Origin of the sequence: Acinetobacter guillouiae CIP 63.46 (genome assembly GCF_000368145.1) — a bacterium.
GTDB lineage: Bacteria > Pseudomonadota > Gammaproteobacteria > Pseudomonadales > Moraxellaceae > Acinetobacter > Acinetobacter guillouiae.
Map to the genome: position 1 here is coordinate 1,138,655 of NZ_KB849283.1, position 18,341 is coordinate 1,156,995.

The window sequence follows — 18,341 nt, forward strand, 5'->3', positions numbered from 1 at the left end:
TAAATGTATTCCTAATATTTGCTTCTACTTACTATGACGCTTCAGAATTGAAAAAGTGGAACCATTTATTCAAAATAAATTTAAATTATCTATCTTTTATTTTTCTAATTTTATTATTAATTATATTTATCAAACAATTAGTAAAAAACGATATAAATTTTAGGCCTAATTTAAAGCTAAACAGCATGATTCAAACCAAGTGCTTAAATCATGCTGTTTATTGCAAAGTCACAACTGTGAAATATGGGGTGATTTGATAGACATTTAGCTGAGGGAATACACTGCTTAATAATTGCAATGCACTTTCGGTATGATCTAAAGGCAATACAGCATTGACCTTAATTTTCTCTAACTTAGCAGCGTTAAATATAATTTTTTCTTTGCTGTTTCGATTCAGCTCATTTAGCACTTTTGACAAAGACATATTTTCAACAATCAAATGCCGTTGATTCCATTTCTGCTGTTCATTGTATAAATTAAAAGTATGTATAGGTTGTATACCATTTCGATCAAGTATGACTTCTTGCCCTGCTGTCACAATCACAGAAGATGCTTTGGTTTGATCTAACTCTTGTTTCGAGGACTGAACTTTCACTTTGGAATGTAGCATTTTAAGCCCAGTCGCATCTGGCTGATATTGAACACTAAATGCAGTTCCCAATGCTTCAATTTGACCATGTTGGGTTTTGACAATAAAAGGACGGGCTTTGTCTCTGGCCACATCTACAAATATTTCCCTTTGAACCAACTCCACAACACGCTGATTTGCTGAGAAGTCCAGATTAACCGCACTCTGACCACTGAGTTTAAGTTGTGAACCGTCTGCTAAGGTTTGGGTTTTCCATTCTCCCGCATGATTTTTAATATCAGCGGTTAGATATGACACTGGATGATAAATAAAATAACTATAAATACCCCCTACACAACACAATATCACCGTTAAAATTCCACCATAGCGCATATTTTTTTGCTTACGGGCACTATGCAAACCTGTTTTTAAGACAGATTGGGTCATTTTCTGTTGTTGTGGAGTCTGTACCAGTTTTTGAATCGAAGTAATATATTGCTCGATATCTTGAGCAATTTTTTGGCGTTGTGGACTCTTGCTTTTCCAAGCATCAAAATCTGTTTGCGCTGTTCTTTTGAGTAAGTCATCATCGGTACTCAGCAGCACAATCCATTCCGCTGCTTCTTCGATTAATTGTTGCTTACTCTTCTCTTCTTCAATCATTTACTCAAACAAATCCTTCTCTTGTTTCAGTGCGTAGCATTGCACAAGGCAAGTTGCTAGATATTTTTGAATCATCTTTGTTGAAACACCAATGATTTCTGCAATTTCTTTATGGGTTAAACCTTCAAAATAATGTAGCACAAAAGCTTGCTGTGCTTTTTCAGAGACGCGTATCAAAGCCTGACAAATCTGGTCAATCGCTTGAACAACCTGAAGTTGATCTTCTGGCGAAGGAATTGTATCCAGCATATATTCCATCTGACTTAATTCATTCAGATAGGCTTGCTCTATGCGCTTACGGCGCACCTGATCAATCATTAAATTTCTAGCAATGGTCACCAGATATGCACGAGGTTCTTTTACTCCAAAAAGTTCATCACGCGTTTGCAGAATTTTAATAAACGTATCTTGTACCAAATCTGCAGCTTGCTCACTATTGCCTACTTTTTTTCTAAGCCATTGATGCAACCAAGATTGGTGATTACGGTACAATTGATCTACAAATGCAGGATTTTTGTTCACAATAGGATCAACTCTTTGATGGTCTATTAAATGATAATAATTATCATTTAAATGTCAAGACACCCTGAGAGAAAATCCCCGTATATATGATTATTTTTTAGTTTATGTACATCCTTATGTTCTATTTGATCATTTAATATACTTAAAAAATAAAGTTAAATTATCAATAGTTAATGCCCATTGAACCTCAATATCTTGGTTATCATTCAGTTTAAATTCCGATTTATTATTTATGGATATTTTTATCATAAAATAATCTACCCTTTGGCATGTTGTTTTAATGACTACAATAAGGACAAGAGGGTTTTTCTATAACAAGATGATATGAACTTGCACCATGTTCTAAAATAAGTCCTCGAATTTGCTGCTCTAAAGCCTCATCATTAATTTGTTGCAACTGACTACACTTTTTACAATATATTCTCATATTGGTTTGACTTCCCTTGAATGAATATAATGCTTGTTCACTGCCCAGCTTAAATTTAACCAACAATCCTGCTTTAACAAGCTGTTTCAGGGTTTGATAGACACCAGCAAAAGATAATTTTTTCACTTTTAAATCTGGACTATACAAAATTTCGGCTGCTGTCAGCTCTCGTTGTGCATTTCTTAAAATATTCAGTAAAGTTAATCGTGTTGTGGTTACTTTTAAGTTTGCTTGCAACAGCAAGCGTTTAAGTTCTTCAGTATTTTTATAATATTCAAAGATTTCCATCCTGAGATTATCCTCATTTATGCTTTTAACCACATCCACAATTGCACACAAACCATCATCAAAACAATGGTCCCTACTGCCCATGGATGAGGCACAGTCCAAATTAAAATTCCAGCAGCCACACTCATACTGGCCAAAGAAAATAGTTTTACTTTTACAGGTAAAGTTCGTTTGAGTTGCCATTGCTGTAAAATTGGAGCAATGACTTTATTATTAACAATCCACTGATGCATTCGCTGTGAACCCTTTGCAGCAAACAACGTCGCAAGAAAATAAAAATCAAACGTAGGCAAACCAGGAACCACCAAACCGATCGTCCCTAAGACCAGACATAACCCCGCCAGTGCAATACAGATCCAGCGAACCAACCATGACTTCGCCAATCTCGGCTCCGACATAGAAATACTGGTATTTAGATTGGTCTCTGACCCCGTTTGCTTCATTGCTTGATTTCCTTTATCCATCATCAATTATTTATTTCAGTGTTTTTAATTGTGCTAAAAGTTCACCAAAACGATGAAAGCCTTGCATAGCCCCCTCAATAATCAATTGCTGTTCCTCTAAACTAAAATTTGCATCATCTAGGGTTTGCTTGAAACGCTTCCACACTAATCCACGACCCTCTGGATATGCTGCTAAGTTACGTGCAGCAAAATCAGCATTAAAGCCAAATCTAGCCTGAGCCTCTTTGAGTAAAAATGCTGCGCCTAAGGTTGAACCTTCTGAAACATAAATCCAGCCCAAAGATTGTGGAAAACTAATTTCATCTGTTGCAATACCCTGCTGCTGAGGCGTTAAACCTAAATCAGCCAAGTCTTGTAAAGCTGCATCGGAACGCCCACGCACATCTAAATCGGGAATCAATTGTTCAACCTGTGAATCTTGATAAAGATGTTCAACATCTTTCTGAAAATAATATTGCGACAGGGTGAATTGCGCATAATTCTCTTTACTCTCAAACGCGCCTGATTGCTGCATTAAAATTTCCATACGTTCATGCTCTGCCAGTGTTTCTTGTTTCAAGCGTTGCATTAAACTACTGCTGATCACTTTTTCTGTTGATGCGTTCATAAAAACTCCTAAATAAACCCTTTCATTGTTTAATGATCCAATCAGCGATTACGACCAAGCTTAAGCCGAATGGGAAAATCCACCACGATTGCCAATGCTTCACCATTGACAATATGTGGTTTAAATTTTGCTTTTTGTGCAGCTTGTATAGCTCTTTCATCCAAACTACTAATACCTGAGCTTTGCTTTACTCTGACATCTATCGGCTGCCCTTGAGGATTGATTTTGATGGTGAGAACCAACAAGCGCTGCTGGTTTTGCAATTCGCGATCATCGTAATTAAGCTTGCCAAAGCTGAGTACATCGACCCGACTCACGGGAAGCGGTTGCTGTGGTTGAGAAGTAGAGGCAGCGTTTTGTTCTTTTTTATTGTCTTTGCCTGCTTCACCACCTGCACGTTTGGCTATCTCATTTGACTGACCTGAAGCAGTCTGTTCAGTATTCGCAGATGATTTTGTTTCCGTGAATGTTTGTGTTGACTGACGATTTGATTCAGATTTACTTTCCGTCTGTTGATCGGTTAGTTTTTTTTCTTGTGTTTTCGTTGTCTGTTGTGTTGTTTGATCCATCTTCAACTTTTTTGACTCAGTACTATGTATCACTTTGACCTGTTGTTGATGTTGTACCGCTGTTGCTACTGTAGATTGAGGTTGTGCTTTTGATTGCGTTGCAGCTTGCTCTGATGCCATCTGCAGCTTTGTACTGCTTTGTTGTACAACATCGGTTTTGTTCAAGCTGATAAAACGAATTTGAATCGCATTTTCAGGTGAATGTGATTCAATACGAACATCTGTTTTTAAATAAGACAAAGACCATAACAACAATATATGACTGATCACTACCCCACAAAACGTAGAGTATTTTTGCTTATCATTTGAAGCGAGAATTACAGCAGACATAGGCTTAGATACAGCGCAAATAAATGTAGCGCATTTGCTGAGTGCTGAATAAAACCCTGTGCTTTTCTTGTCTGCTCAATCTATTGTATTGCGTTGTACTGTTCATGAATCCTTCCTGCTTCGTCTATCAGATCAATTGCCGTGAATTTAAAAAACATTGCCTTTATCTATATAGACGAATGAGAAGGCAAAAATGCCTAATGAGAAATGTAATTAAATGTAAATAAGAATGGTTTAGAAGAGGTAATTTGACGATAAAACAGTGGGCCACTGAACGTATTTATTTAAATGTAAAAAATAAACTTATATAAATAATGCAGTTAAAAGAAATGACCTGTATATCTAAAGAAAACAATACGAGATAAAAATAATAGGAAGAAAAATTAGGCATCCAAATAAATGCATATAATAAATGCGATGGATGGCTTAGAAATATTGTAGAGAACAAATGCTTATCCTCTACAAAACACAAGACTAAAAATTAAAAGCTTAACGCAGAGCGCTTAAGGCAGTTTACGTACAGGTAAAGCTTTGCCACGTAATTTCTCAACAGCACTGAGAATAAACACAAAAAATACTGGGACAAAAAAGATTGCAAGTATCGTCGCACTGACCATACCACCAAAAACCCCTGTACCAATCGCATGTTGAGTTTCAGAACTTGCGCCTGTAGCAATCACCAATGGAATCACACCAGCGGTAAAAGCCAAGGATGTCATCAAGATCGGTCTTAAACGAAGTTTGGCAGCCGCAACAGTGGCTTCAATCAGAGTCATTCCTTCTTCTTTTAGCATTTTGGCAAATTCAACAATCAAAATGGCATTTTTTGCAGATAATCCAATGATGGTAATTAAACCCACTTTAAAGAAAATATCATTGGGAATTCCTCGGATCCATACCGCAACCACTGCACCAATCATACCTAAAGGTACAACCAACATCACCGACAATGGAATCGACCAGCTTTCATAGAGTGCGGCAAGGACGAGGAAAACCACTAACATTGACAATGCCAATAAGAAATTGGTTTGCGCTTCTGACTGTTTTTCCTCCAAGGATTGCCCTGTCCACTCATAACCAATTCCTTTTGGTAATTGCTCAATCAGTCGCTCCATTTCCTTCATCACTACCCCTGAAGAAACCCCTTCTGCGCCTGCCCCTGCAATACTCAATGATGGTCGTCCATTATAGCGATTGTATTGCTGCGGAGACTGTGTCCACACAGGTGTAACAATCTCAGAGAGTTTAACCAGTGCTCCAGTCTTGTTAACCACATTCAAATTTAGAATATCAGTGACTTTCATCCGTGAATCAGCATCGACTTGAACAATCACTTGCTGCATTCGTCCCTGATTTGGAAAATCGTTGACATACATTGAGCCCATTGAAGATGAAATGGTATCTGTCACATCAGCAAAATTCACACCTAAAGCTTCTGCCTTATTACGATCAATTTTTAAATCGACATTACTACCTGGCGGTAAACCCTCTGGATAAACATAAGCCAGTTTTTTACTGGTTGCTGCAAGACCGATCAACTGCGCTTGTGCCTCATTCAAAGCTTGCATTCCAAGATTACCGCGATCTTGTAAACGTAAAGTAAAGCCCGAAGTTGTTCCCATTTCTTCAATTGCAGGCGGTAAAACAGACATAATCGTACCTTCTGCACTTTCTGCCATTGCCGCATTTACAGCGTTAACTTCATCTGCAGCGGAGGTATTTCTGTCTTTAAAATCTTTTAAATTTGTAAAGGCAATGGCTGTGTTATTACCAGAACCACTAAAGCCAAACCCAAGTACAGAAACATTTTCCTTAATACTTTCTCTGCTTTTTAAATGTTCCTCAAACGATTTTACAATGGTCAATGTCCGCTCTTGACTGGCATCTGCAGGCAATTGAAATGAGGTGATAAATGAGCCTTGGTCTTCTTCTGGTAAAAAAGCAGTTGGGATCGATTTAAACGCAAATACTAAGAAACCTGTCAGAACAACAAATACAATCATCACAGTAAAAATGTGTTTCAACAATTTCACTAAAATTGCTTCATACTTTTTATTGACGCGGTCAAAAAAGCGATCAAACCACGCAAAGAAGCCTTTTTTCTGATGATCTGCTTCAATCGGTTTTAACAAGGTTGCACAAAGTGCAGGGGTTAAGGTCAGTGCTAAAAATGCTGAGAATGCAATGGATACCGCCATGGTCACGGTAAATTGTCTATAGATAATCCCTACCGAACCACTGGCAAAGGCCATCGGTAAAAAAACCGCCACCAGTACCAAGGTTATCCCGATGATTGGACTGGTAATTTCTTGCATTGCTTTAGAAGTCGCATCAACAGGTGATAAGCCTTCCGTTGCCATGATACGTTCCACATTTTCAATCACCACAATCGCATCATCGACAATAATACCGATGGCTAAAACCATACCAAACATGGTTAAAACATTGACCGAAAAACCACTGATCAACATCACTGCAAATGTGCCCAGAAGTGCAATCGGTGCAACAATTGAAGGGATCAAGGTGTAACGAATGTTATGTAAAAATAAATACATAACAAGGAAAACCAACACCATTGCTTCCAGCAAAGTCATGATTACTTTTTCAATCGAAATTTTAACAAACGGCGCAGTATCATAAGGAATCGAATATTGCATCCCCTTTGGTAAAACCTTGCTCAACTCCTCAACTTTTGCTTTGACCGCTTCAGAGGTCTTAACCGCATTCCCGCCTGGGCTCATTTGAATCGCCAAAGCGGTTGCTGGCTTTCCATTTTCTAAAATAGAAAAACTATAGGTTTGCGCACCAAGCTCCACCCGTGCAACATCTTTCAGTGTGACTTGTGCGCCACTCTGATTGGCGCGCAAAGTAATATTTTGAAATTCTTCGACTGTACTTAATTGTCCTTCAGCCGTTAATGGCAGTGTAATCATCTGTCCTTGGACAGCAGGCAAACTCCCGACACTTCCCGGAGATATCGGCGTATTTTGTGCTTGAATGGCATTTGTGACATCTTTTATCGACAGCTGATAAGACACCAGTTTGTTTGGATCTATCCAAATACGCATGGCTTTTTCAGATCCAAAAGATTGGATACGTCCAACCCCTTCAACCCGTTTTAATTCTTCAACCACATTTCGAACCAAATAATCACTTAAATCAATTTCTTTAAATTGATCATTTGGTGAGTTAATTCCGACCATCATCAGAAATCCAGAAGATGCCGCTTCAACAATCAGACCTTGCTGTCTAACAGATTGTGGCAATCTCGGTTCGATAGACTTTAGTTTATTTTGCACATCTACCTGAGCCAACTCTGGATCAGTCCCCGGTTTAAATGTGGCGGTGATACTCGCTTGACCACTGGCATCAGAGGTGGCGCTGTAATAAAGTAAATTCTTTACTCCTGATAACTCTCTCTCAATCAAGGTGACAACACTATCATTCAAGGTTTCTGGTGTTGCTCCCGGATAAGTTGCATAGATACTAATCGAAGGTGGTGCAACTGAAGGAAAACGAGAAATCGGCAACTTTGGAATACTTAAGACACCAAACAGAATAATAAAGAGTGCAATTACCCAAGCAAAGATTGGCCGTTTAATAAAGAACTGCGATATCATAATTTTTCTCCTGTATTCGGAGAAGACTGACCTGCAGTGCTTTGATCACTGCCCTTATTTTGCGTTTGTAAAGTCCCAACATCGGTTGAGTATTGCGACTTCCACTGGGTTATTTTTAAAGGCTGTTCTGGCTGTTGAATTCGATCATGCCCCTCAACGATGACTTTTTCACCTGCTTTAATTCCACTATTCACCACATAGAAACCTTTATATAACTGCCCTAAACTCACTGGACGTGTTTCAGCAGTCTGATTTGCTTTTACAATCATCAGTTGTGCTTGACCTGAAATATCTCTTTGCACAGCTTGCTCAGGGACAAGTAAGGCATTGGGTTGTGATGCTCTGTTTAAACCAACTCTGACATACATCCCTGGCAATAATTTCCGTTGAGGGTTATTTACTTCCACACGGATGGTGACATCACCCGTATTAGGATCTACGCTGGTATCTGAGAATAAAATCTTTCCAGTCACTGGATACAATTTACCCTGACTATTGGATATGCTGACATCAGCACCACCACGTTGTAATAACGAACCATCATTCAAACGATCTTGCAATTGCTCATATTCAGAAATTGATTGTTTAACATCAACATAGACTTTATCTAACTGATGCACCAAAGCCATTGGATTGGTATCGCTGGTGCTGACCAATGCACCTTCGGTTACCAGCAACTTACCAATTTGACCTGAAATCGGGGCGCGTACAGTCGCATAGCGTAAGTTTAAATTTTGTCGTGCCAATGCTGCCTTGGTTTGAGCAACTTCAGCCAAAGCCTGTTGATAAGCGGCTTCCGTATTATTAAATTCCTGTTTACTAATGGCATTGGAAGGAAGCAGTTGTCGATATCGCTCCTGTTGGATTTTTAGACGCACCACTTCTGCCTGTGCTTTTGCCAATAAAGCCTGATTACTATTGACATCTGCTTGAAGAATTTCCGAATTGATCTTAAATAAGGGTTGTCCAGCCTTAACTTCACTGCCTTGGGTAAACAGCACCTTTTCAATAATTCCGCCAACTTGTGGGCGAATTTCTGAAATTCGATAAGCTTGTACACGTGCAGGTAAATTTTCAATCAAATGAATATCTTGCTGTTGAACGGTATAAATACTGACTTTGGCTGGCGCAGCCTGCTGTGCTTGTTCTGCTTCAGCATTTCCTGAGCGATTACATCCAGTTAACGCACTCCCACTTAAAACAACCAATAAAATAATAAAAAAATAAGGCTTAGGCATCATCTGCACCCAGAGTTCTAGATATGACGATTATTGGCAATATTTGTGTACTTAGCATCACCAAAGTGTGGAGATTGTGTGGATATAGCCACTAAAAATAAATTATGATGGTGTTATATCCATTTTAAAGTATCCAGCAATGGGCAATATTTCTTTTGCGTCTGATCCAGCCAGTAAACAAATTTTAGTCGTTGAAGATGATTATGATATCGGCGATATTGTGGAGCATTATCTGAAAAAAAATGGCTTCAATGTGCTTAGAGCACTTAATGGACAGCAAGCCATCGAAATACATGCGCAGCAACAGATTGATCTGGTGATTCTTGACGTGAAATTGCCGATCTTAAATGGTTGGGAAGTTTTAAATCATATTCGTCAATCCAAACAAACCCCTGTGATTATGCTGACTGCATTAGATCAAGAAGTGGATAAAGTCACAGCACTTAGAATCGGCGCTGATGACTTTGTGGTAAAACCATTCAATCCAAATGAAATTATTGCCAGAGTTGAAGCCGTATTGAGAAGAAGTGCAATGTCATCTCAGGCGAAAGCCCAAATCATTAGCTTTAAATCAATTGAAATTAATACAGAAACACTTTGTGTATACATTATCAAAGAACATTCGAAAGCACTGTTAAACCTTACCTTAACGGAATTTAAGATCCTTGCGTTGATGTCGCAAGCGCCCTACAAGGTTTTTACCCGATCAGAATTAATGAACCATTGCTTGCCTGATGGTGATGCCTTAGAGCGTACTGTAGACAGTCATATCAGTAAATTACGTAAAAAACTGGAAGATCATCATCAAACTGACTTACTGATCAATGTCCGTGGTGTTGGCTATCGTTTAAGGCAAAATGATGAAAAATAATATCGGAATTAGCCGCCAGCTGATTATCACCATGGCCAAAGTGAGCTTATTGACCACTTGTTTTTCCTTGATTTTTGGCTATTTGACTTATTTTGTTGCCATCGAGTTTAAATTGGTCTCGCTAGAACAGTTAAATTCCGAAGACTGGTCATTTAATTTTGTTGATCTCACTTGGATTTTACTGGTGACTTTATGCGGTTCATTAACTTCTGTTTATTTAGGATTAAAATTAGCGCAACGCTTTATCGCCCCGCTAAATTCTTTAGCCATTGCAGCAAGAGAAATTAGTTTGGGCAATCTTTCCGTAAGAGCGCAATTGGACAATCCCTCTTCTGTCGCTGAAATCACAAAGATGATCAATGATTTTAATCGTATGGCAGAAAAACTGGAAATCTCAGTCAACAATGCATCTATTTGGAATGCCGCAATTGCACATGAATTAAGAACACCTGTGACTATCTTACAAGGTCGCTTACAAGGCGTGCTTGACGATATATTTACCCCAGATAAAGCCCTATTAAAAAATTTACTCAATCAAGTTGAGCAGTTGTCATTTTTAATCGAAGATCTAAGAACCCTAAGTCTGGCGGATAATCAACAACTTCGACTTAACCTAGAGTCAGTTTGTCTATCTGACGTCATTACACAATCTGTAAACTTACTTCAAGACCGTTTTGATCAAGCAAAATTAGTCATCGAAACCAATTTATCAGATCAAGCCTGCTTTTTTGACCGACAACGGCTTGAACAGATCTTAATTGCATTATTTGAAAATGAAATTCGTTATGCACAGGCAGGGATTTTACGGATTAGCACCCAAAAAAAATCAGAAGGTTTGGTTTTAACCATTGAAGATCAAGGACCCGGTATTGCAGATCAGCATATCCCCTTTATATTTGATGCGTTTTATCGACTTGAAGAATCCAGAGGCAAGAAGAATGGTGGCAGTGGTTTAGGTCTATCTGTTGTCAATGCAATTATGATCGCGCATGAAGGTCGGATTGAATATTCCAAGTCACAAGCTTTAGGGGGAAGTTGTTTTAGTATTTTATTTAAGCCCGATAATTTAAATAAAATATGAGATCAACATCCAAGTATAAAATCGACTCATTTAAACAAACATTCAACTCATCTGTTTTAAATTGACAACTATCAACAACTATAGACAGATAACATAGCGGCCTGTAGCTGATCAAAGCGCTATCCAAGCACATTTCTATGGCTATTGGTCTATGGTTATTGAGGCAAATTTGATTTTAACCTAGCGTAATTTTCTTTAACCGGTAATCCAATGTTGCCCGACTAATTCCAAGCATACGTGCAGCTTCTGAGACATTCTGTTGGCTTTTATCCATAGCGCTACGAATAATATTTTGTTCAAGTTGATCTAAAGAGAAATTCTCACTAAATAAATCCTCTACATTGATCAGCGATTGTGCAGTTTCACCCACTGCTTCTAAATCCTTATGTTGAGGAAACAAACTGTCCAATTTAATTTCCTGTTGATGATCGGTCAGTAAGGTGGCTCTTTCCAACAAGTTTTCCAACTCACGAATATTGCCAGGCCAATCATATTTCATCATAAAGTTTTTCGCTTTATCACTGAGCCCTTTTAGGGTCTTGTTATACATATTTTCAAAGCGTGCCAAAAAGTGATTAATCAGCAAGGGAATATCTTCTCTTCGCTCACGCAAAGGTGGAATAATCACAGGAAAAATATTTAAGCGATAATATAAATCTGCACGGAATTTTCCATCTTTAACGGCCTGCTCTAAATCCTCATTGGTCGCAGCAACAAGTCTGACATCGACTTGGCGGGTGCGACTATCTCCTACCCGTTCAAATTCACCTTCTTGCAGCATCCGTAATAACGCAGCTTGTGCACGCGGTGAAAGCTCGACCACTTCATCTAGAAAAATTGTTCCGCCATGAGCACGTTCAAATTTTCCCATACGAGATTGAACCGCACCAGTAAATGCGCCTTTTTCCACTCCAAACAGTTCTGACTCAATCAGATCAGGAGGAATACAGGCACAATTCACAGCCACAAATGGTTGCGCTTGGCGCTGACTGCCATTATGAATACCCCGTGCAAATGCTTCTTTGCCAACGCCTGTTTCACCCTGTAATAAAACTGCGACTTTACTCCCTGCTGCTTTTTTAAGTAGATCACAGACTTTGCGATAGGCAACCGACTCGCCTACCGCATTAAACATGGTGTAATCACTTTCAGCTTCGGTATAAATATTTTTCTTTAATTGATTGAGTTCCGCCTGTAAGGCAATGATTTCATCCGAGACGGCATCGGGTGACATAAAGCGAATCAACTCATCGGCATTTTCCCATTCACTCAACGGCTTTCCAATGATTCGACAATGCTCATCACCCTGAGCAACGCAATGTGTCTCTTGATAGATAATGGTCTGCCCCATGACAAAGCTGCTATAGCCACAGGCATAGCCCAATAACATCCAACAAGCAGGTTGGTCCGAAGCACCAAATTCACTTAAATGCACCTCTGCCTCAAATGAATTAAGCCAGTTAAAATCAGCATAAAACTGTTTTAAATCATGACTTAAATGCAGCTCATTGACTTCAACCTGTACCATGCCACGGATGCCATGCATTTGCGGTCCAGCCATAAAAGCTTCTGCTTCATTTAAATTTGGTCGTAGTTTTGAGGTCACTTCTGCATCGCGCATGCCAGCTTGGTAACCACAACGAATAAAAAAGCGTTTAGTGCGTTCAAGCCCCAGCATTTGATAGAGATCTTTTCTTAAAAAGCCCAGAATACTGGTATGCATCAACAGCATTCGATTTTCATCAAACCAGATTTGTCCGTGTTGAGCATCAAAAACGATTTTATCGAGTAAATCTTGAATATCTTTGTTCTGTTCCAGTATTTTTTTATATACCTTCACATCTTTGGCTGGGGACATGATATATCCATCCTTGGCTATATGTCTTTGTGAATGCAATCTTGATATTACCTAATTCTGAACCAAAAGCTTCACTACCTTTTCTTATATTTTCATACCTTTAAGGTATATTGTTTTTATTTTAACCAATATCAAGTCTTTATTGGTTTTTATAAACATTAACTCGACCTTTCCCATCAAAATCACTGTTTCATCTTTTGATGAAATCAGCATCTCTTTACGTTCATTATTTGATGAAAATAATGCTGTCGTAGTTCATATCCTCATGATCAAAAAATAATAAATAATTGAATTTTAATTAAATTTTAAAGTTGGCACGACTTTTGGAATATCTAGAGTAAACCTAGCACATGAGCATGAAGCTCTACATCGAAATTGTTTTGATGTTGATAAAAGGATAAGCACATGATTGACGCTAAACAGCCTACCGCATTGGTCAAATATATCCGTATTACTGGTGAGCGGAATGCCAAATTTGTCGAGTTCGATTTTGCCATTCAAGACCCTACGCTTTTTGTGGAACTGATTCTCCCCCAACAGGCTTTCCAGCATTTTTGTGAAATTAATCATGTCATTGAAATGACCGCAGAACAACAAGCTTGGAATGATGCGCAGGAAGATAAATGGCGTTATGGCATTGAACCGACTGTTTTAAATCATGCTCGCCAACATTCTGATCAAGATGATCAGACTTAATTCTACAAGGAGAAGCTAATGACTTTAGAAATTAAAACATCCAATTTGCAACCGATTCGTCAGACTTATGCGTATATCGAACGCCGTTTTGGAGCCAAGCCCGCAACACGCTATCAAGAAGTCAGCTTTGATATTCAAGCTTCGACAAACTTTCACTATCGCCCCTTGTGGAAGCCAGACAAAACCTTAAATGATAAAACCCATACCGCTTTGCAAATGCAAGATTGGTATGCATTTAAAGACCCTCGCCAATTTTATTACGGTGCTTATGTGCAACATCGTGCACGTCTGCAAGATACCGCTGAAAGTCATTATGCTTTTTTTGAAAAACGTCAGTTGGTCAATAATCTCAGTGATGAAGTGAAACAAAAAATCATCCAGTGTTTATTACCTTTTCGCTATGTCGAACAAACGGCCAACTTACATATGATGTCAGGCAGTGCCTATGGTTATGGCACCGTCATCACCCAAGCATGTATTTTTGCAGCAATGGATCGTCTCGGTATGGCGCAATACATTTCACGTATTGGCTTAATCCTCGATGGCAATACAGGTGAATCATTACAGCAAGCCAAACACGCTTGGCTAAATGATGAAACTTGGCAACCCTTACGTAAACTTTGTGAACAAAGCCTAACCGAACAAGACTGGTTCAAACTTTACATTCTGCAAAATCTGTTGATTGACAGCATGTTACAAGAGCTGGTTTTTGGACAGCTGGATGAATGGCTGGTTGAAAATGGCGGGCGTGATATTGCCATTCTTACTGAATTTATGAAGGACTGTTTAACTGATTTAGCGAAGTGGTCAGACAGTGTTTTAAAAACTGCTATTTCAGAATCTGAAGACAATAAAACCCTGATTCAATCATGGATCACGGAATTACTACCCCAAGTTAAACAAGCATTTAGTGCTTGGGCACAAACCGCACTTACGGATTCTGGGATTGATTCAGGTCTAAATAAGATCTCTGAACGTAGCAAAAAAACCGGCAACATTTTACTCGATTTAGCAGCATAAGGATTTGCCATCATGACCTCTAAAGTTTATTTAGCATTGCAAGACAATGACACCTCACGCTACATCATTGAAGCGATTGAACAGGACAATCCTGAAGCAACAATTCAATATCTTCCCGCGATGATTCGGGTCGAAAGCACTGGCGAGCTGGTGGTACGTGCAGAAACAGTATCAGAAAAACTTGGGCAAAACTGGGATATCCAAGAACTACAACTCAACATGATCACCTTGGGTGGCAATGTTGATGAAGATGATGACAGTTTTACCTTGAAGTGGAACTAGCCGTACTTCCCCTAGATTTAAAGCATAAGTAGCAGGCAGCTGCATGTAAGTTAAAGGATGATCAAAATGAATAGCCAAGCCAAAGTAAACAATAAAAAGCTCAATGCCAAAGAACGTTATCGGATACTCACCCGTGATCTAGATTGGGACTTTTCCTATGCAGATCGTAAAGATGCCTTTCCGTATGAAGAGTTTGAAGGCATCAAAATTACCGACTGGTCGAAATGGGAAGATCCTTTCCGTTTAACCATGGATAACTATTGGAAATACCAAGCAGAAAAAGAAAAGAAGCTATATGCCATTTTTGATGCTTTTGCACAAAACAATGGGCAAATGAATGTTTCAAATGAACGTTATGTCAACGCGATTAAATTGTTTTTAACCGCGGTAACCCCGCTTGAGTATCAAGCGTACCAAGGGTATGCCCATGTTGGGCGTCAGTTCAGTGGCATTGGTGCACGTATCGCCTCGCAAATGCAATCCATTGATGAATTACGTCATGTACAAACCCAGATTCATGCGATGAGCCATTACAACAAGTTCTTTGATGGCTTCCAAGACTGGGCACATATGCATGACCGTGTCTGGTACTTGTCTGTACCTAAATCATTCTTTGAAGATGCACGTTCAGCGGGGCCTTTTGAGTTTTTATTGGCAATCAGCTTTGCCTTTGAATATGTCCTAACTAACTTATTGTTCGTTCCTTTCATGTCGGGAGCAGCTTACAACGGTGATATGGCAACCGTAACATTTGGCTTTAGTGCACAATCAGACGAAGCACGCCACATGACGCTAGGACTGGAAATTGTAAAATTCTTACTGGAACAGCACGAAGATAATGTGCCAATCGTACAAGAATGGATTGATAAATGGTTCTGGCGAGGAACTCGCCTGCTGTCCATCGTCGGCATGATGATGGATTACATGTTGCCAAATAAAGTCATGTCATGGAAAGAAGCTTGGGAAACTTTTTTTGAAGAAGCAGGTGGCGCTTTATTTAAAGACTTAAGTCGCTACGGGATTCGTATGCCGAAATATAGTGAAGTGATTAGCAAAGAGAAAGAACATGTTTCGCATCAAGCATGGTGGATTTTCTATAACTTCGGTCATGCAGCAGGCTTCCATACGTGGATCCCAACAGATGAGGAAATGGATTGGCTCTCAGAAAAATACCCTGACACGTTTGATAAATACTACCGCCCACGTTGGGAACTTGCTCGAAAAATGGAAGCTGAAGGTAAACGCTTCTATAGCGCAGGTTTACCTCAATTGTGCCAAGTGTGCCAAATTCCAATGACCTTTACTGAAATGGATGGTGACCCAACACTATTTAGCTATCGTGATTCAATTTACAAAGATGAGCGTTATCACACTTGCTCTGATGGTTGTCATGACATTTTTGAACGCGAACCTGAGAAATACATCCAAGCGTGGTTGCCTGTACATCAAATTTTGCAGGGTAACTGTGGTGGTCCAGATTTAGAAAGTATTTTAAGGGATTACTACAACTTTAATGTCGGTGCAGACAATCTCGATATTGAAGGTTCACCTGACCAACAGCGCTGGAAAAAGTGGAAAGGCAACGCAGCTTAAACCCTCATCCAAAAATTAAAAAATAAGCAATGGATGTTGTCTAACTCGACAGCATCCGCTCAAGGATTTATTCAAAAGTTTAAGGAAATACACCATGACTGTACAAGCGATTGTTGAAAAATATCAATTTGAACCACTAGATCTACAACAAAATTACGGCGAAAACATGTTGTTGTTTATTGGTTGGGATCATCACACCTTATTTTGTTCGGCACATGCTTTTGTGGTTTCACCAAAACAAAGTTTACAAGCCTTGATTGATGGGCAAATTCAGGCGGGTTTTGAGCAACATCCCGATTTTAAACATATTGATTGGTCTAAAGTTGAATTCCGTTTAAACCGCAATCTTTTACAGGCTGATTTTTCTAAGTCCCTAGAAGATTTGGGTTTTGATCATAAATCTCTCCTGCGCTTTGTAACGCCTGATTTAGCAGGTTACCAAGGCACACATGTTTAAGGAGAACCCAGATGAGCTATCAAGTCACGATTGAACCAGCAGGAACCATCATTCAAGTTGAAGAGGATCAAACCATTTTAGATGCAGCATTGCGTCAAGGTGTTTGGTTGCCCTTTGCTTGCGGACATGGCACTTGTGGTACATGTAAAGTTCAAGTCACAGACGGCTTTTATGATGTAGGTGAAGCCTCACCTTTTGCGCTTATGGACATTGAACGTGAAGAAAATAAAGTGTTGGCTTGTTGTTGCAAACCAGAATCTGACATGGTCATCGAAGCTGATGTGGATGAAGACGAGGATTTCTTAGGCTATTTAGTCCAAGACTACCAAGCTAAGGTTATTGAAATAACGGATTTATCGCCAACGATTAAAGGTGTCCGACTTCAACTTGATCGACCAATGCAGTTTCAAGCAGGCCAATACATCAATATCCAACTCCCAAATATTGAAGGAACCCGGGCATTTTCAATCGCCAATACACCGAGCGAAGCAAATCTGATCGAATTACATATTCGTAAAGTGCAAGGTGGTGCAGCAACACGCTATGTGCATGATGAACTGAGTGTTGGTGAAGAAATGGCGCTTTCAGGACCTTATGGACAATTTTTTGTGCGTAAGTCTGATCAGCAAAATGTCATTTTCATTGCAGGTGGTTCAGGGCTTTCAAGCCCTCAATCGATGATTCTGGATCTTTTAGAACACGGTGACACCCGTATCATTTATTTGTTCCAAGGTGCACGGGATGTTGCTGAATTATATAACCGTGAAAAATTCGAACAGCTTGTCAAAGAATATCCAAATTTCAGATACATCCCTGCCTTAAATGCGCCTAAGCCAGAAGACCAATGGACAGGGTTTACAGGTTATGTACATGAAGCGGTTGCCAATTATTTTGAAAATAAATGCAGTGGGCACAAAGCATATTTATGTGGCCCGCCACCAATGATTGATGCCGCCATCTCCACCTTGATGCAAAGCCGTTTATTTGAAAAAGACATCCATACCGAACGCTTTTTAAGTGCTGCAGATGGTGCAAATGGGCAATCACGTTCGGCACTTTTTAGACACATCTAAAGTTGAGTGGTTGAACCCTTAAATTATCCAATATACCAACACCAGTTTGAGTGATCTGCACCGATTCCAGATCACTCTCAAGATACTCATGCCAAATACTCATATCAATCGAAG

General features: G+C 39.3%; 17 protein-coding genes. 8 read left to right on the forward strand and 9 right to left on the reverse strand.

What is annotated here, in order from left to right:
• Positions 1-217: 217 nt before the first annotated feature.
• From F981_RS10540 to F981_RS10575, 8 genes are all read right to left on the reverse strand, one after another.
• Positions 218-1,231, reverse strand: a complete 1,014-nt coding sequence (locus F981_RS10540) for a FecR family protein (RefSeq protein ID WP_004721333.1) — start codon at positions 1,229-1,231, stop codon at positions 218-220.
• Positions 1,232-1,753: a sigma-70 family RNA polymerase sigma factor gene (locus F981_RS10545; RefSeq protein ID WP_004721334.1), complete on the reverse strand. Its 522-nt coding sequence runs from the start codon at positions 1,751-1,753 to the stop codon at positions 1,232-1,234.
• Positions 1,754-2,030: 277 nt separating this feature from the next.
• On the reverse strand, positions 2,031-2,468 hold the full coding sequence (locus tag F981_RS10550) for a Fur family transcriptional regulator (protein ID WP_004721340.1): 438 nt from the start codon (positions 2,466-2,468) through the stop codon (positions 2,031-2,033).
• A 17-nt stretch (positions 2,469-2,485) separates the two neighbouring features.
• Positions 2,486-2,911, reverse strand: a complete 426-nt coding sequence (locus tag F981_RS10555; protein ID WP_004721341.1) for a YbaN family protein — start codon at positions 2,909-2,911, stop codon at positions 2,486-2,488.
• Between the two features lie 31 nt (positions 2,912-2,942).
• Positions 2,943-3,539 carry a biliverdin-producing heme oxygenase gene (locus F981_RS10560; RefSeq protein ID WP_004721344.1) on the reverse strand — a complete coding sequence of 199 codons (597 nt, stop codon included), beginning with the start codon at positions 3,537-3,539 and terminating at the stop codon, positions 2,943-2,945.
• A gap of 41 nt (positions 3,540-3,580) precedes the next feature.
• Positions 3,581-4,438, reverse strand: coding sequence for an energy transducer TonB (locus F981_RS10565; RefSeq protein WP_004721345.1), 858 nt, complete (start codon positions 4,436-4,438; stop codon positions 3,581-3,583).
• A gap of 503 nt (positions 4,439-4,941) precedes the next feature.
• Positions 4,942-8,058, reverse strand: coding sequence for an efflux RND transporter permease subunit (locus F981_RS10570; protein ID WP_004721347.1), 3,117 nt, complete (start codon positions 8,056-8,058; stop codon positions 4,942-4,944).
• Positions 8,055-9,299: an efflux RND transporter periplasmic adaptor subunit gene (locus F981_RS10575; protein WP_004721349.1), complete on the reverse strand. Its 1,245-nt coding sequence runs from the start codon at positions 9,297-9,299 to the stop codon at positions 8,055-8,057. The genes F981_RS10570 and F981_RS10575 overlap by 4 nt, the downstream gene beginning before the upstream one ends.
• Before the next feature lie 136 nt (positions 9,300-9,435).
• On the opposite strand from F981_RS10575, the gene adeR reads away from it, so the two are divergent.
• Positions 9,436-10,167, forward strand: a complete 732-nt coding sequence (adeR, locus tag F981_RS10580) for an efflux system response regulator transcription factor AdeR (RefSeq protein WP_004721351.1) — start codon at positions 9,436-9,438, stop codon at positions 10,165-10,167.
• Positions 10,157-11,248: a two-component sensor histidine kinase AdeS gene (gene adeS / locus F981_RS10585; protein WP_004721352.1), complete on the forward strand. Its 1,092-nt coding sequence runs from the start codon at positions 10,157-10,159 to the stop codon at positions 11,246-11,248. Before adeR ends, adeS begins: the two co-directional genes overlap by 11 nt.
• 175 nt (positions 11,249-11,423) lie before the next feature.
• Here the strand turns inward: adeS and mobR are convergent, their stop codons facing one another.
• The gene (mobR, locus tag F981_RS10590; RefSeq protein ID WP_004721355.1) at positions 11,424-13,106 is read right to left on the reverse strand and encodes a phenol degradation transcriptional regulator MobR; all 1,683 of its coding nucleotides are present in this window, start codon (positions 13,104-13,106) and stop codon (positions 11,424-11,426) included.
• Between the two features lie 405 nt (positions 13,107-13,511).
• On the opposite strand from mobR, the gene F981_RS10595 reads away from it, so the two are divergent.
• From F981_RS10595 to F981_RS10620, 6 genes are all read left to right on the forward strand, one after another.
• Positions 13,512-13,802 (forward strand): phenol hydroxylase subunit, encoded by a 291-nt coding sequence (locus tag F981_RS10595; RefSeq protein WP_004721357.1) that lies wholly within the window; start codon positions 13,512-13,514, stop codon positions 13,800-13,802.
• Between the two features lie 18 nt (positions 13,803-13,820).
• Complete coding sequence (locus tag F981_RS10600; RefSeq protein WP_004721359.1) at positions 13,821-14,822, forward strand: aromatic/alkene monooxygenase hydroxylase subunit beta; 1,002 nt, start codon at positions 13,821-13,823, stop codon at positions 14,820-14,822.
• A 12-nt stretch (positions 14,823-14,834) separates the two neighbouring features.
• Entirely contained in the window at positions 14,835-15,104 is a 270-nt protein-coding gene (locus F981_RS10605) for an MmoB/DmpM family protein (protein ID WP_004721361.1), read from the forward strand.
• A 66-nt stretch (positions 15,105-15,170) separates the two neighbouring features.
• Positions 15,171-16,697, forward strand: a complete 1,527-nt coding sequence (locus F981_RS10610; RefSeq protein ID WP_004721363.1) for an aromatic/alkene/methane monooxygenase hydroxylase/oxygenase subunit alpha — start codon at positions 15,171-15,173, stop codon at positions 16,695-16,697.
• A gap of 94 nt (positions 16,698-16,791) precedes the next feature.
• Positions 16,792-17,154 (forward strand): phenol hydroxylase subunit P4, encoded by a 363-nt coding sequence (locus F981_RS10615; protein ID WP_004721365.1) that lies wholly within the window; start codon positions 16,792-16,794, stop codon positions 17,152-17,154.
• 11 nt (positions 17,155-17,165) lie between these two features.
• Positions 17,166-18,227 (forward strand): NADH:ubiquinone reductase (Na(+)-transporting) subunit F, encoded by a 1,062-nt coding sequence (locus F981_RS10620; RefSeq protein ID WP_004721366.1) that lies wholly within the window; start codon positions 17,166-17,168, stop codon positions 18,225-18,227.
• Positions 18,228-18,341 lie beyond the last annotated feature (114 nt).